The following is a 15,587-nucleotide window of genomic DNA, read 5'->3' as shown; positions in this document are numbered from 1 at the left end:
GCTCTCACTATGTGGTGGGAGGTTGAGGAAAATGGTTTTGATGAGTTCTGCCACTGGCATGCTCATGAGCATTTTCCAGAGCGCCTAGGGATACCCGGTTTCCAGCGGGCTACCCGCTGGCGCCAAACGGGGCAAGGCTGTGGAACGTTTGTGATGTATGAGCTGGAAGGCCATTCTGTTTTGTCATCGCCGGATTACTTGGCTCGGTTGAATTCCCCTACGCCATGGTCCGTCAAGATGATGCCTTTGCATCACAAAATGGTGCGCAGCCAGTGTGAGGTGATTGCCACGGCAGGCACCACCACAGCCAATCATGCCCTCACGATTCGGCTCTCACTGCAAAATGCACCACTCAACGCCCCTTTGCTTGCGTATTTGGAAGCACTGATTCAGACGTTGCCAAGTCGCAAAGGCTTCACCGGGGCACATCTTCTGCAGCATCGCAGCCCAGAGATTGAGCGCACCGCAGAGGAAAAAATACGCGGGAAAGATGCAGTCGCTGAGTGGGTGCTGGTGGTCACCGGATATGCGCTTGATGCGCTACACACTTTAGTGGATGGTGAATTAGCACCATCAAAACTAAAAGCCTTAGGTGCTGAGCACAGCCAGTACGACTGCTACGAGCTCGCAGTCTCAGCAACACCTAAAGATATGCAGCAAGTAGGCCGCGCTGCAACACCGTCCCTCATTTCGGTAGCGAACACATAAAGCATGACTGCAATCACAAAAAGTGATTGCAGTCCTTTATCGCGCTGTCACAGATCGCGGAACCTTGGTCATGTCTCATCCACTCTGCCTTGCGCATTTAACTGTTCTTGAGCTTTCTCCTCCCGAAGTTATCGAAACAGCTGCAGCTGCAGGCTTTGAACAAGTTGGCTTACGCTTAGCGCCTGCGCTACAAGGTCAATATGTTTTTCCGATGCTCAACCAAGCGCCTCTCATGCGAGAGACCTTGGCCCGCATGCGCGACTTGAACATTAAGGTCAATGACGTTGAAATCATTGGTTTGCATGCCCAAAGTTGCGCTCAAGACTACCTCTCATTTTTTGAGGCAGCGGCGCAGCTCGGTGCTCGCTATGTTTTGGTTGCAGGCGACAGCACCGATGAGTCTGCCTTGGCGCAGCGATTGGCTGAATTTTCCCAACTCGCTCTTCCATTCGGCTTAAGAATGGGACTGGAATTCATGCCGTGGCGAGGCGTCAACTCCTTGGCATCTGCCAAACGCGTCCTTCAGGCGGCAGGGCCAGGGCCTGGCTTGATCGTCGATGCCATTCATTGGGATCGTGCGCAAGAAACGCTAGCGTCAATGCGCACCATTGCCCCTGAGCAATGGTGCTATTTTCAGATCTGTGATGCACCTGCAAAGCGCCCTGCGAGCATGGAGGGCATCATGTTCCAAGCTCGCGAAGCGCGATTAATCCCCGGCGAAGGCGGTCTCAACTTAACAGCCATGCTGCAAAGCCTACCCGCTGGCGTACCGATTTCTATTGAAGCCCCTTTGCAAGATCCACGCTCGCCACTTGAAAAAGCAACTGCATTGCGCGTGGCCACGCAACGGCTGATTGCGCAGGCTGAATTGGCATGACAACAAACGCGAGCTTCGACGTGATCGTTGTCGGATCAGGCGTCGCAGGATTATCTACCGCCTTGTTTTGCGCGCTTAAAGGCATGCGTGTCTTGGTGCTGGAACAAAGTCAATGGATTGGTGGCACCAGCGCCCTATCCGCAGGCGCTGTCTGGATACCAGGCAGTCAGTACGACGAAAGCATTCACGCACGCAACGACGGCAGCGCCTCAATGCAAACTGCCGCTCAATATTTAGAGGCAGCAACGCATGCACAGAGCCCTGCTGCTTTACGCGATGCTTTTCTCCACCAAGGCCCACAAGCCATTAAAGAGCTGACAACCCACACGGCTGTGCAGTTTCGCGCTTTCGCCTATCACCCAGATTACTGCGGAGACTTGCCTGGTGCCAGCACACACGGGCGTGCCTTGGAATGCCCTCCATTTGACGGACGTTTATTACAAGAGGACTTTCTTCGACTAAGACCGCCTATTCCAGAATTCACGGTGCTCAACGGCATGATGGTTGACCGCACCGACATCGGACACTTATTGCAAATGGGGCGATCCTGGGCATCACTTCGCTATGCGACTGGTTTGCTCGTCAGATATGCCAAAGACCGTCTGCGTTTTACCCGCGGAACGCGCTTGGTCATGGGCAACGCATTAGTGGCCCGGCTCGTTTATTCGCTACAACAGCAAAAAGTCCCGATATGGACCAACTGCACCGCCAAAGGCCTACTGACAAAACAAGGCGATGTACACGGCTTGCGAATTCAAAAAGAAGCGAACGAAATAACTTTATCCGCCACCAAGGCCGTTGTGATGGCTGGCGGAGGTTTCAACGACCATCCAGATTGGCGAGCAACATCGCTCCCACCATGCGTTCGCTACACGCCCCGCAGTCAAACATCATCGGGAGCGCTTCTTTATGAAACCTTGCGGCTAGGCGCTCGTTTAGGAAGTAATCAGGAAAGCAATGCATGCTGGGCCCCTGTCTCGATCCATACAAGGCGTGATCAAAGCTTGGCTGTTTTCCCGCATTTCGTACTTGATCGCGGCAAGCCAGGTACGTTGATTGTCAATGCACAAGGCAAACGATTTGCCAATGAATGCGTGTCATACCACCAATTGGGTCAAGCCATGCTCAGCCAAAGCGAAGGGCATGCTTGGTTGATTACCGATCGCCAAGCCATTCAAAAGTACGGTTTAGGCCTCGTTCGCCCAGGTGGTCGGGGCTTGAAAAAATTCATACAAGCCGGCTATCTCATACATGCATCCACCTTGGATGACCTAGCAAAGCAAGCAGGCATTGCACTGTCCCATTTAAAAGACTCTATCCAGCGATACAACGCCCTAGCCAGCACTGGTGTCGACGAGGATTTTGCTCGAGGCAGTACACCCTATCAACGAAATTTGGGTGATGCCTCCGTACAACCCAACCCGAACTTACGACCACTGGATGACGGAGCATTTTTTGCCATCCATCTTTACACCGCAGATATTGCAGGTAGTCGTGGGCTTGTCACTGATGCCTATGGTCGCGTTCTACGTGATCAGGCTCCGATTGCCGGCTTGCATGCAGTGGGAAATGACATGCATTCGATCATGGGCTCGCACTATCCGGGGCCAGGTATTAATTTGGGGCCAGCCATCGCTTTTGCTTTCGCAGCCTCTCAGCAGATATATGAATCAAAATCAAAAAGGAGATGACTAGATGATAAGTTACTTCATCAAAAAAATATGCCAGCTATTTTCCATTTTCATGGTGCTGTGCTTAGCGGCCATGGTGATTATGGTGTTTGGCAATGTGGTGCTACGGTACGGATTCAATTCTGGCTTCACCGTCACGGAAGAGCTCTCGCGATGGCTCTTTGTCTGGATGACTTTTCTGGGGGCCTTTGTGGCACTCACCCAAAGAAGGCATTTGGGTACCAACCTCCTCTTAAACCGACTGCCACTTGGTGGCCGCAAATTTTGCTTTGCTGTTTCCCGGCTTTTGATGCTTTTTGTATGCGTACTCATTGTCATGGGCGGATGGGAGCAAATGCTTCTGAACCTCAACGCCAAGAGTGCAGTTTTGGAAGCTTCGACCGCCATCTTTTACGCCAGCGGTGTTCTTTTTGGCGCACTCGCATGTGTTGTCCTTCTGCATGAGCTTTGGCTGCTCATCACAGGCAACGCCAATCACATGCTCACGACCTCTGCCATTGAATCCGAATAAACCGCACCCGCCGGAGTAAACCATGACCTTGACCATTTTTTTAGTAACACTGCTGGGCGCCATGGCGCTTGGTGTTCCGATCGCATTCTCTTTACTGCTCAGCGGTGCCGCCCTCATGTGGCACTTGAACATGTTTGACCCGCAGATCTTGGCGCAAAACGTGATTGAAGGGGCCAATAGCTTTCCACTTTTAGCGGTACCGTTTTTCATGCTTGCTGGTGAAATCATGAATGCGGGCGGCCTCTCCAAACGGATCGTCGGCTTCGCCATGACGCTTGTTGGGCATGTACGCGGCGGCCTCGGGTATGTCGGCATTATGACTGGCATCATCATGGCTGCCCTGTCTGGCTCAGCCGTTGCGGATGCCGCTGCACTGTCGGCCTTACTCTTACCCATGATGCATCAAGCCGGTTACAACCCTGCTCGCTCTGCAGGTTTGCTCTCATCGGCCGCCATCATCGCCCCTGTGCTGCCACCAAGCATTGGCTTTGTTCTATTTGGTGTTGCCGCCAATCTTTCCATATCACGCCTTTTCATGGCCGGTATTGCACCGGGCTTGATGCTTGGTGTGGCCATTACTATTACTTGGTGGTGGTTGGTACGTCACGACAAACTAGAAGCACAACCACGCGCTTCATTTGCCGACGTAGTGAAAGCTGCAAAAGACGCTATTTTTGCTTTGGGCTTACCAGTCATCGTGGTGTTTGGTTTAAAACTGGGCATCTTCACGCCTACAGAAGCTGCGGTGGCCGCTGCGGTATATGCTTTATTGATATCAACCTTGGTATACCGCGAGCTGCGCTTGTCACAGCTTTACACGCTATTCCTTTCAGCAGCCCAAACGACCGCCATTGTGATGCTTCTGGTAGCAGCCGCCATGGTGTCTGCTTGGATGATCACCGTGGCCAACTTGCCTGCCGAGCTGATTGAATTGTTGCAACCTCTGCTCGATCGCCCTGTGCTGCTGTTGATTGTCATGATGCTGATCACCATGCTGGTGGGAACAGCGATGGACATGATCCCCACGATTCTTATCTTGACCCCCGTCTTTATGCCATTGGTCAAAGCTGCTGGAATCGACCCGATCTACTTCGGCGTGCTCTTCATGATCAATAACTCCATCAGCCTGATGACACCGCCGGTTGGTACTGTTTTGTCAACAGTTGCAGGTGTCGGCAGAGTCAATATGGACCAGGTCATCCGCGGCGTCTGGCCATTCATGCTCGCACAATTTGGCGTGATGTTCCTTTTGGTGGCGTTTCCAAGCTTGGTATTGGTGCCAGCTCGCTGGTTTTATTGAACTGCGATTTACAAAGCAGGCTTATGTGCAATTGTATTGGCCCGTGCGCAATGTACTGGGCCAGTTCAACGTCAGGGGCGACTGATGGAGCTTTCAACGAAGTTGAATTTCATGAGAATCAAGTAAATGAGAAGGCCTGGCAGAGCAAGTATGGTCGTGAATAGGTAGAAATTAATAAATCCAAAATTTTCAATAAGACTTCCCGCTGATGTGCCTGTCAGGAGCCGTCCTGCGATAGAGGCTGCTGCTGATAGCAATGCGTATTGCGATGCTGTAAATGCCAGATTACACATGGCAGAGAAGTAAGCAACGATGGCGACACCTCCGATGCCACTGGCAAAATTTTCAAATCCCATCGTGAAGGCCAGCATGAGGTTGCTATGCCCGATATGTGCCAATACAGCGAAAGAAAGATTGGACACGGCCATCAGGATCAGACTGATAAGCACGGAATGTTTTAGGCCAACTCTCCTGTACAGAAGGCCTCCAACAAAAATGCCAAATAAAGTGGCGATAAACCCAAACAAAATGTCATAGGTGGCAATTTCGGTGTTGCTAAATTGCAGCTCCTCTAGGAGCAGTCGAACACTGAGATTGGCGAGGGTATCGCCAATTTTGTGCAGGAGAACAAATAGCAAGACCAAGATCGCGCCTCGCCGCATGAAAAAATCACGCAAAGGATCAAAGACTGCAGATGCGATGGATGCCAGCTTGCTTTTTTTCTGATTAATCGTATTGCTTCGGTATGGTTCGCCAAGCCATAGTGTGACAAAAAGGGCAGGGAGAACGAATATCGAACAACCGATGTAGGCCACAGTCCAACTGGCGTGCTCTGCGATGATCAGGGCAAGCGCTCCTGCTGTGGCTGCGCCAATCCGCCAGCCATACTGCGACATACCAGATCCCGCGCCAAGTTGAGCGATGCTTAAACTTTCAATGCGATACGCATCAATGACGATGTCTAGTGTTGCGCCTGCTACTCCGGTCATGACGGCATAAATGGCCACTGTTCTGAGATTGGTTGCGGGATCAGTAGAACCCAAAAGGCAGAGAGAAACGACAAGCATCGCTGCGGAAAACCAAAGCCATGATCGGCGTTGGCCGAATCGAGCGATGACTGGCAGACGAAACCGGTCCACTGCAGGAGCCCAGAGGAATTTCAGGTTGTAAGCCAGAAACGCCAGGGAAAATGCCATGACACTTTGCTTGCTGATGCCGTGCTGGGCAAGCCTTGTGGTCAGTGTTGCGCCAATCATGGCTGCAGGAAAACCTGAGGTGATGCCAAGAAGCAAGGCGGCAAGTGGCGCTTTTTCTAAATAAGGACGAAGAGAATCCAAAAGAGTGCGCGCAGTGACGGAAGAGGTCATTTTTAAGCTTAATGAGGCCTATCTGGGATGCCCCTTCAATTGGTTTGAGGAAGGGGCGACTGAATAGCAGGACTTAGAACGTGTTGCGGATCTCCACCCAGTCGAGCAAGACACAAAAAAAGAGGGAGTGCCAGGCGCCTGTTGCTGCCAATTTGCCTGTATACGTAAATTGGCATCGCGCATCCTTTTGGGCTCCAACGCGGTCTGCGTGGAGATACTCAATACGTGCTTAGGTGCCACCCACAAACGGGTTGCTGGCGCGTTCGCGCGCAAAAGTGCTATTGGGCCCATGGCCCGGCACAAATTCGGTTTCATTACCCAACGGCCATAGCTTTTGCACAATGCTGTCTATCAGCTGCTGGTGGTTACCGCGTGGGAAATCAGTTCGGCCAATGCTGCCGGCAAACAGCACATCGCCTACAAAAGCCAAATGTTGGTTAGGCGCATGAAAAATCACATGGCCTGGCGTATGTCCTGGGGTGTGGTAGACATTCAAGGTCTCTTGCCCGATTTGTACGCTGTCGCCTTCGTCAAGCCAGCGCGTGGGGGAGAACGACTGCGCGGGAGGAAATCCATATGCACGGCTTTGTTCTGGCAGGCCGTCAATCAAGAACTGGTCTTCAGGATGTGGGCCAATGATGGGCAACGCCAGTGTTTGGGCCAACTCGCCTGCCGCTCCTGCATGGTCGATATGCGCATGCGTGAGCCAGATGGCTTTAAGCGTGACGCCCAGCTGTTTGGCAACGGAGAGAATTTTTGGCAAATCGCCACCGGGATCAATGACGGCAGCGTCTTTGGTCGTGTCGCACCATACGATGGAGCAGTTTTGCTGAAACGCGGTAACGGGGACAGTCGTGTACTGGAGCATAGGCAGGCCCAAGAAGGCAGGTCAAAACAACCAAAGCATTGTAGTGTGCGGCATGGTGAGACTTCATTTGACTGGAATAGGAACGACCCCATTGCACCTGTGCCGCCAGACCGCACGGCCATACGCTGCAGGAATGCAAAGATGGCATAGAATCGGGCGCATCTCTTGTTCAGGGTGGGGCGGTTTGCCTTCTGTTATATAGAGGCCAAGTGATTGATGCACTTGGCTTTTTTGTTGTTCACTTTGCCGGTGAGGCTGTACGTTCAGGAAGACAGTTTCTGCACGTACTCTTCTAGATTTTTTTGCACTTTTTGTTATGGCTGTTTACACCGAGGTTTCACCCCAAGAGGCACAGGGCCTGATGGATCAACTGCATTTGGGAAGCGTAACGGCACTGCAAGGCATTCAAGGTGGAATTGAGAACACCAACTACTTTGTCACCACTTCACAAGGGACGTTTGTTCTGACCTTGTTTGAGCGTTTGACACAAGAGCAATTGCCTTTTTATTTGCACCTGACCCGGCATCTGGCCAGTAAAGGAATTCCTGTACCTGCGCCTAAGCAAGATAGCCAAGGGCAGCTGCTCTTTACACTCAAGGGAAAACCGGCTGCGGTCGTGGACAAACTCGAAGGAAGCAGCCAGTTGGCGCCCCAAGTTCCGCACTGTGCGCAGCTGGGCCAAGCCTTAGCGCGTATGCACATGGCGGGGCAAGATTTTGAGATGTCCCAACCGAATTTACGGGGACTGGCGTGGTGGAATGAGACCGTGCCAGTGGTGCTTGGCTACATCCCCGCCACCTTGCAAACGCTGCTGCAAGTCGAGTTGGCGCACCAAAACGCGGTGGCGTCCAGCTCAGCGTATGCGCAACTGCCCTGCGGTCCTGTTCATGCCGATTTGTTCCGTGACAACGCTATGTTTGTGGGCGAGCGTTTGAGTGGCGTGTTTGACTTTTATTTTGCTGGGGTCGATACGTGGTTGTTTGATCTGAGCGTTGTGATCAATGACTGGTGCATTGATTTAGCAACTGGTCAATTGGATGAGGCACGCTTGGCAGCATTGCTGGAATCGTACCAATCGGTGCGGCCGTTGACGCAGCATGAGCGAGCCTTGCTGCCTGATATGTTGCGTGCTGCGGCATTGCGCTTCTGGATTTCGCGCCTGTGGGATTTTTATTTGCCGCGCGAAGCCAGCATGCTGCTGCCCCATGATCCGACCCATTTTGAACGCGTACTCAAAGCTCGTATTGCCAAGCCGGTGCAACTGCGTTGAGACCACAGCAGTTCTTGCGATCTGAGCGGGCAAGCTGCTCGCAGGTTGCCCGCTGGTGATTGCGGCACCCAATAAAGTACAACCGTTGCTGCAAGGCGCGATTGCTGCGGCATGCAGCACCAAGTTTTGCTGATTTAGAGACGCAAATGGTGCTTTTCAAGAAAAACGCGCTCTTCCAGTGTTGAAAGCAGCAGCGCCAAACCAACCCCAACCACGGCCCCTAATACCGTGTCGTAAATGCGGGCAATAGCCATGTCTGCGGCGCCCGTGTTAGATGCCAGTGCAGTCATCAAAAGCGCCATCGGTGTCACGGCCATTTGGCCTAGACCGTAGTTGTAGCCCATGAATAGCTCTGTCAGAATCTGTAAGAGAGCAACTGCTGCCAACAAGCCCCAAAAATTAGGATGCAGGGCCAGGATGGCCCACGCAATCCCTGCACCAACGATGGTGCCCAGCGTACGTTGCCAGCCGCGGTGGACGGTGCTGGGCAAATGCGCGCCTTGAATGACGGCTACGGCGCCAATCGATGCCCATGCTGGATGGGCTAGCCCTGCAGCTTGGGCGATCATTGCGGCAATCCATGTGCACAGGGAGACGGCCAGAAAGGCTCGGATTGAATAACGAGGCGTGGCTGGCAGAGAACCTTGTGCAGTAGTGGTATGCGGCAGGCTTTGGCGCCAGTGCTCTGTGGTCCAGCACACGGCAATGGCACTGACGACGCCAAACGCAGCTGCCCCTGCGCGTGCCATGGCATCAGACCAATCTGAGGCAGGGGTAAGTGCTGCGCTGGCTGCAAATATGAAGATGACAACGCCTGGCAAGCCCAGTTGGGCGCGGTGAACCAGCGCGGCCAAGCATCCTGAGATGAGGGCGAAAGTCAGTAGCATGCTTGTGGTGCTAAGTGGTGCCAAACCAATCATTGACAGCAGCCAGATCGGCAGAACCAGAAGCAGGCCAGCGGTCATCACTACTCGATGGCGCTGGTGGCTAGGAGCCGTGCGTCCGTAAAGCGCGGCCAATGCGCCAAGTCCACCATATGCGGCGAGATGCGACCATGCGCAAAGATGCAATGCGCCGGCAGCCAGAACCACGGTAATGGCGGCTTGCAAGCCTGCCAACAATGCATTGTGCAGGGATGCGGGCCGTTGCAGCACCAAACTCTCAGTCAGCCGCGCAGGCGATGCCACTTGCTGCAGCGCGCGGAACAAGGTGACATGGTTGGACTTCTCCTGTGTCATATGTTTTCCTTGTGATTCATGGCTTGTATGCGCGCTTCAATTAGGTCGATGTACTGCAGCATGGCTGCAGCGGCATCCGAATCTAGGTCAATAAGCAAGGCATCTTCAATGCTTGCCAAGTGCTTGCGAATAGTGGCAACTGTGGTTCGGCCTGCCGCTGTCAGGTACAGCTGTTTGATACGCCGATCTGTGGGGTGAGGCTGGCGCTCAACAAGGCCCTGGGCGACCAGCGCATCAAGCAGGCGAACCAGGCTTGAGCCTTCAATGCCCACTGAGGCTGCCAAAGCGCTTTGCGATAAGCCATCGCCCAAGCGGTAAAGGTGCATCAGCGGCGTCCAGACTGCATCGCTAAGACCTTGCTCTGCAAGGCGTACGTCGAGGGTATGACGCCATCGCCTGCCTAATCCAACGAGCTTGAACCCAATTTGACGATGTGCAGATTGTGCGGGTGGTGTATGCATAATATTAATTTTATACAAATGATTTGAATCAAAACTATTTGTATAGAGGCCATATGGCTTGAACTTGCATTTTGGACTGCCAGTCTTGCAGGGAAGGGCTTGCTCTTGTATGTGCTGCCCAGTGCAGGCGCTGCCATGTTTGCCGAGGGCGTATCTTGTTAGACTAAGCCAATGGTTTATGGCTGGTTGATCTTTGCGTTATGAAGCAGAGATGAGCGAGCAGCCTGGGCCTTGCAACGCACTTTTGCCGCCATGCAGCGGGATGATCTGGATTTGCGTGGCGATGCGCTCTTTGAGCGCATGAACGTGCGAGATCACGCCAATGAGCTTGCCCTCTTGCTGCAAGCTGGCAAGAGTTTCTAGGGCCGTATCGAGTGCGTCCTCATCCAAGGTGCCAAAGCCTTCATCGAGAAACAGAGAATCAATGCGTACGTTTTGGCTCGCCATGCGCGAGAGGCCCAATGCGAGAGCGAGACTGACCAGAAAACTCTCACCTCCCGATAGGGTTTTGGTATTGCGCACTTCGGCGTTTTGGAACGTGTCGATCACATTCAGCGCTAATGGTTGCTGGGTATCGCGCACCAGCAAGTAGCGCTCGCTCAAGGTGCGCAATTGTGCATTCGCATGGCGCACCATGATTTCGAAGGTCAAGCCTTGGGCGAAATTGCGGTATTTTTTTCCGTCTGCGGAGCCGATCAACGCGTGCAGGTGATCCCACCTCTGGCATTCACGTTGCTGGGCAGCAATGGCCTCAAGTTGCTGTGCTTGCTCTTGTTGCAATTGGGCGTGATTGCTCAAACGGTGTTTGATGGCGGCCATGGTTTCCTGCGCTTGTTGCAGCACACCCAAGTCGTGTGTTTTTTGTGCAAGCAGTGCTTCTTCTTGCGCGTTGGATGGCGGTTGCATTTGCAAGTTGGCCAACTGCGCTTCAGTGGCGCGCTGCTGTGCAACCAGTGCGGCCCATGCCAGTTCCAGCGCTTTGGCCTGATCGGCCAGCGCAGTGCGCTCTTGCAATGGCAGCAAGGTGTCGCAAAACTGGTCTTCATTGGCAAAGCCTTGGGCTGACAGCCGCGTTGCAAATTGCGTTTGTGCTGTGTGCAGATCGGCCTCTAACGCGTGTATGCGGGTTTGAAGATCGGCAATGCGGGCCTGCACTTGTGCGAGGATTTGCTCTGCTGCTTGCCGTTGTTGGTTGGCAAATTCCAAGGATTTTTGTGCCTGAGCCAAAGCCGCTTGCAGCTTCGTTTCTACAGTGTCAGCTGGCTGCCCATCGAGCAGTTGCTGGCGCTGTTGCTTTTGCTGTGCCAAGTTATTTTTTGCTAGGGCGTATTGCGTTTGCGCGGCTTGGTATTCGATTTCAAGTGCTTGCACTTGGCTGGTTTGCTGCGCGAGTGCTTGCGTTTGCGCTGTTAGTTCGGTTTCTAGGCTGCGCAAGGTGTTTTGGCGCATGACCCATTGGTCACGCCGTTGCGTCAATATCTGCGCGGTATTTTGCGTGCCCCAGTCTGCCAGTGCGAAGGGTTGCAGCTGCATGTCTAAACGGTGTCGCAGTGTGGTCAGTGCCTGCGCCGACTGCTCAGTATTTTGGCTCTGGGCGGCCAGTGCCGACATGGCTTGGGTTTGCTCATGTTGGCTGGCTTGGGTTTGGTGCTGGACTTGCTGCCACGTTGCGCGAGCCGCCTCTAGAGACTGTTGTGCGTCATGCACTTGCGCGTCGAACAATTGCACTTGGCTGATGGTCTGGTCCAGCAGCTTGCACTCTGATTGGTTGGTTGCGAGTGTTGATTGCAACCAATTTTGTTGTTGTTTAACGCGGTCTTGCTCTGATGTGTTATCTGCCGTGGCGGCTGCCTGCACTTCTTCTGGAATACAACGGCAGCAGTCGTTCCACTGCAGCGCGTAGGCTTGCTGCACTTCGTCAAGTTGCTGGAGGCAGCGCTGCAGCGCTGTATGGGCTAAGTCCCAGCCTGTTTGTGCTTTGGCCACATTCAGACGGAGTGCATCGTGCTGTTGTTGCAGTATGTGGAGCGCTGATTGCACGGCGGCCATGGCTTGCTGCGTGCTTACGGAATCGCTTTGCGGGACTTGCGCGGCATAGGGGTGATCCAGCGCTCCGCACAGCGGGCATGGGGAGCCGTCCTGCAAGCTATGGCGGTGCTTTTGCAGGCTTTGAATGCGCAATTCCAGTTCATGCTGGCGCTGCAATAGCTGCAGCTCACGCTGTTTGGGGCTGATGTCCTTTTCCAGTTGGCGCAAGTGTTCTGTGTCATGGTCGCGCTGCTGGGTTAGCACTTGCAGTTGTTCTTGTTGGGTCTGCCATTGCTGGTGTAGGCGCAACCATTGTTGCCCCAGCTCCAGGCCTTTGTGCAAGGTGTGCTGCGCTGCGCGGAGATCGATTGCGCGCTGGTGCAGGTGGTGCTGGTTTTGCCCTTGCAGCAGCTTGCCGCGCTGTGCTTGAACATGCGTTAAATGCAGCTGCGCTGCTTGCACCAGGTGGTGCTGGTGCGCTTCGTTTTGTACGTCTGTGGCGTGGGTTTGCTGTGCAGTTTGTGCAGTTCGCTCAAGGTTTTGAAGCACTTGGGTTTGCTGTGCGTGCGCCGCTTGTGCTTCGGTGAACTGGTGCAGTTGTTCTTGCAAGGCGCTGAGCTGCTCAACCAATGCGGCATCGTTTGCATGGTGCGCTTGGGTTTGCACAAGCATGCGGTGCTGCTCGTACCGTTGATTTTGCTTGGCTTTGTCTTGGTGCTGTTGCAGCAACAAGGCGTCCAGTTGTTTTTGTATGGCTGCGACTGTGTTGGCTTGTTCTTGCAGGGATTGCTGCTGGTTGGCAATGTGCCAGTCCATTTCACGCGCCTGGCGCAAGGGCACTTGTGCCTTGTTCCAAAGGTTTTGCGCGGTTTGCAGTTGTGCCAGCGCCGATTGCTCTTGTTCCTGTGCTTGTGTGCAGGCTAGTTGCCGCTGCGGGGCGCTTTGCTGCAGGTTTTCAAGCGCTTTGGTGTCACTTTGCAGGTTGCGGCGCAGGGCCAACAGATGCTCGTGCGCAGGCGCTAATTCTTGCGCACGCAACGCGGCCTGCAGGCGCGCGAGGGTTGGGGCGAAGGCGACTTGACGGGCCTGTAGTGCCTGTGCCTGCTGGTCGTGTTGTTGTAGCTCGGTTTGCAGCTTACGCACTTGTGCATGCCAGCGCAGTGCTTCGTCTGTGAGCTGCAGTTGCGCTTGCAGCATTTGGGCATGTTCTGTACTTTCATCGAGCGCTTGCTGTTTCGTGCGCAGTTCTTCTGCACTGAGTACGGCGATACCTTGCAATGCAGCTTGTAGCGATTGCAGTTGTTGGTGTGCGCTGCGGTGGCGTTCATGCACCAGGATAGAGATGTCGCTGTAAATGGAAGTGCCGGTAATTTGCTCCAGCAAGGGTGAGCGGTCATCAGCACCAGCCTGCAAGAAAGCGGCGAAGCCGCCTTGAGCCAGCAGCATGGCGCGGGTGAAGCGCTCAAAGTCCATGCCGGTCAGGCGTTCAACGTGCTCGGCCACGCCACGCAAGGTTGCGTCGATGATTTCTCCGCTATCGGCACGCACCAATTCGTGTTTGGGGTTTTGCAGCTCGCCTGAAGCTTTCTTGCGCGAACGGTGTTGGCTCCAGCGGCATCGCCAACGGCCATTGGCCGTTTCAAATGTCACTTCTGCAAAGCATTCGGCACTATGGCGAGACAAAATATCGTTGCTGCTTTTTGAGAGCTTACCCAAACGGGGTGTTTGGCCATACAAAGCCAGGCAGATGGCATCAAGTAAGGTGGACTTGCCGGCTCCGGTTGGGCCGGTAATTGCAAACAGGCCATCGGCGGTGTAGGCCGCATCGGTCAGGTCAACCCGCCATTGCCCGGCCAGTGAATTGAGGTTTTTCAGCTCGATTGCCAGAATGCGCATTAGTCGGCCTGTGTGTCTTCTTGTTCGAGTGTGCGCAGCACTTCTTGGTAGCTGAGTACCAGTTCATGGCGTTGCTCTGCTGGCACGTTGTGTGCATCCAGACAGCGTTCAAATACCTGTTGCGGGCTGAGGTCTTCTAAGCTTTCGTGTGCTTGGGAAGAGGTCAACAGCTGCTGCACAATGCGTTGATTGCGTATGCGCAGCACTTCTATCTGCGTGCCTTGCAGCATGCCGTCGATGCGTTCGCGCAGGTCAGTGATGATGTCTTGCCCACTGTATGTGACTTCCAGCCACGCCTTGGGCGAGGCGCTGACCACGTCTTGTAATTGCTGTGCGATTGTTGCCCAATCTCCTTGGATGCGCACCAGCGATTGGAAGCAGGGGACTTCCAGTTGGGTGATGGCTGGAGGTATTGCAGCGCTGGCAGTATCGACTGGCGTAGCCACTATTTCGGTGGGCCACTGCAGAATGCAGACGCTCTTACGCTGCGCAGCTTCACCAAACCCCATAGGGATGGGGGAGCCGCTGTAGCGAATGCAGGGGTTGCCGCCAACGATTTGGGCGACGTGCAAATGCCCCAGTGCGACATAGTCCAAGCTGGTCGGGAAAATACTCGCGCCAACGTGGGCAAGTGAGCCTACATACAGTTCACGCACACCATCACCATCGACTGTTTGCCCACCAGCTGTGAATAGGTGTCCCATCCCGATGATGGGCAATGTGCGTGCCGCAGTGAGGCCGTTTGCATTTTGCTTGCTCTGTATTTGTGTACTGACTCTTTCTTGCGCCAGAATGCCTTCACGAAGCGTTTGTGCATGTGCCGCCACGGTGGCGTAATGCTGCCGAATGCCTTCTAGCAACTGGCGTTCTTTGTCCTGCAGGCTTTCACCCGCCTGGGATGTGCGCAGATCGCGGTCACGCAGATAGGGAACGGCGCACACAATCAGTTCAGGGCGCTGCTGTGCATCGTGCAAAACCACAACCTCATCTTCAGGTTGTGCTTGGGCTTGTCCAATGACGTGCACTTGCAGCGCCCGCAGCAAGGATTTTGGCGCATCGAGAAAGCTGGGCGAGTCGTGGTTACCAGCAATGATGACGACATGCCGGCACACTGAAGAGGCGGCCATGCGGCATAGAAAACGGTAATACAACTCTTGCGCGCGGTTGCTGGGTGTACTGGTGTCAAACACATCACCTGCAATGAGCAACACTTCAATGCTTTCGTGCTCAATGGTTTGTGCCACCCAATCTAAAAACGCTTCAAATTCATCGTAGCGCTTGCGGCCAAAAAGCTGGCGTCCTAGGTGCCAGTCAGAAGTGTGCAGAATTCTCAAGGGTGTGTTTCAACGTAGCGTGGGCTGAGAACGTGAAT

At 53.9% G+C, this 15,587-nt stretch carries 12 protein-coding genes; 6 read left to right on the top strand and 6 right to left on the bottom strand.

What is annotated here, in order from left to right; all coding sequences use genetic code 11:
- The first annotated feature begins 9 nt into the window (after positions 1-9).
- From E9531_RS14240 to E9531_RS14220, 5 genes are all read left to right on the top strand, one after another.
- Entirely contained in the window at positions 10-708 is a 699-nt protein-coding gene (locus tag E9531_RS14240; RefSeq protein ID WP_136574440.1) for a hypothetical protein, read from the top strand.
- A 70-nt stretch (positions 709-778) separates the two neighbouring features.
- A complete protein-coding gene (locus tag E9531_RS14235; RefSeq protein WP_136574439.1) occupies positions 779-1,585 on the top strand; it encodes a sugar phosphate isomerase/epimerase family protein in 807 nt (268 codons plus the stop codon).
- Positions 1,582-3,276, top strand: coding sequence for an FAD-dependent oxidoreductase (locus tag E9531_RS14230; protein WP_136574438.1), 1,695 nt, complete (start codon positions 1,582-1,584; stop codon positions 3,274-3,276). The genes E9531_RS14235 and E9531_RS14230 overlap by 4 nt, the downstream gene beginning before the upstream one ends.
- 4 nt (positions 3,277-3,280) lie before the next feature.
- Positions 3,281-3,787, top strand: coding sequence for a TRAP transporter small permease (locus tag E9531_RS14225; protein WP_136574437.1), 507 nt, complete (start codon positions 3,281-3,283; stop codon positions 3,785-3,787).
- 22 nt (positions 3,788-3,809) lie between these two features.
- Positions 3,810-5,087: a TRAP transporter large permease subunit gene (locus E9531_RS14220; protein WP_136574436.1), complete on the top strand. Its 1,278-nt coding sequence runs from the start codon at positions 3,810-3,812 to the stop codon at positions 5,085-5,087.
- Positions 5,088-5,158: 71 nt separating this feature from the next.
- Here E9531_RS14220 and E9531_RS14215 read toward each other — a convergent pair whose 3' ends face one another.
- Both E9531_RS14215 and E9531_RS14210 read right to left on the bottom strand, forming a co-directional pair.
- Entirely contained in the window at positions 5,159-6,454 is a 1,296-nt protein-coding gene (locus tag E9531_RS14215) for an AmpG family muropeptide MFS transporter (protein ID WP_136574435.1), read from the bottom strand.
- 229 nt (positions 6,455-6,683) lie between these two features.
- On the bottom strand, positions 6,684-7,322 hold the full coding sequence (locus E9531_RS14210) for an MBL fold metallo-hydrolase (protein WP_136574434.1): 639 nt from the start codon (positions 7,320-7,322) through the stop codon (positions 6,684-6,686).
- A gap of 316 nt (positions 7,323-7,638) precedes the next feature.
- Here E9531_RS14210 and E9531_RS14205 point away from each other — a divergent pair, with 316 nt between their 5' ends.
- The gene (locus tag E9531_RS14205) at positions 7,639-8,592 is read left to right on the top strand and encodes a homoserine kinase (protein ID WP_136574433.1); all 954 of its coding nucleotides are present in this window, start codon (positions 7,639-7,641) and stop codon (positions 8,590-8,592) included.
- A gap of 134 nt (positions 8,593-8,726) precedes the next feature.
- Here E9531_RS14205 and E9531_RS14200 read toward each other — a convergent pair whose 3' ends face one another.
- The 4 genes from E9531_RS14200 to E9531_RS14185 all read right to left on the bottom strand — a co-directional run bounded on the left by E9531_RS14200 (position 8,727) and on the right by E9531_RS14185 (position 15,549).
- Positions 8,727-9,830 (bottom strand): FUSC family protein, encoded by a 1,104-nt coding sequence (locus tag E9531_RS14200; protein WP_136574432.1) that lies wholly within the window; start codon positions 9,828-9,830, stop codon positions 8,727-8,729.
- Positions 9,827-10,291, bottom strand: coding sequence for a MarR family winged helix-turn-helix transcriptional regulator (locus tag E9531_RS14195; RefSeq protein ID WP_136574431.1), 465 nt, complete (start codon positions 10,289-10,291; stop codon positions 9,827-9,829). Before E9531_RS14195 ends, E9531_RS14200 begins: the two co-directional genes overlap by 4 nt.
- Before the next feature lie 198 nt (positions 10,292-10,489).
- A complete protein-coding gene (locus E9531_RS14190; protein WP_136574430.1) occupies positions 10,490-14,215 on the bottom strand; it encodes an AAA family ATPase in 3,726 nt (1,241 codons plus the stop codon).
- On the bottom strand, positions 14,215-15,549 hold the full coding sequence (locus E9531_RS14185; RefSeq protein ID WP_136574429.1) for an exonuclease SbcCD subunit D C-terminal domain-containing protein: 1,335 nt from the start codon (positions 15,547-15,549) through the stop codon (positions 14,215-14,217). The genes E9531_RS14190 and E9531_RS14185 overlap by 1 nt, the downstream gene beginning before the upstream one ends.
- Positions 15,550-15,587: the final 38 nt, after the last annotated feature.

Origin of the sequence: Lampropedia puyangensis, from assembly GCF_004833285.1 — a bacterium.
In the GTDB taxonomy this organism is placed as follows: Bacteria; Pseudomonadota; Gammaproteobacteria; order Burkholderiales; family Burkholderiaceae_C; genus Lampropedia; species Lampropedia puyangensis.
The sequence above is the reverse complement of the archived record's forward strand: the minus strand, read 5'-3'. Positions and strand labels throughout refer to the sequence as shown.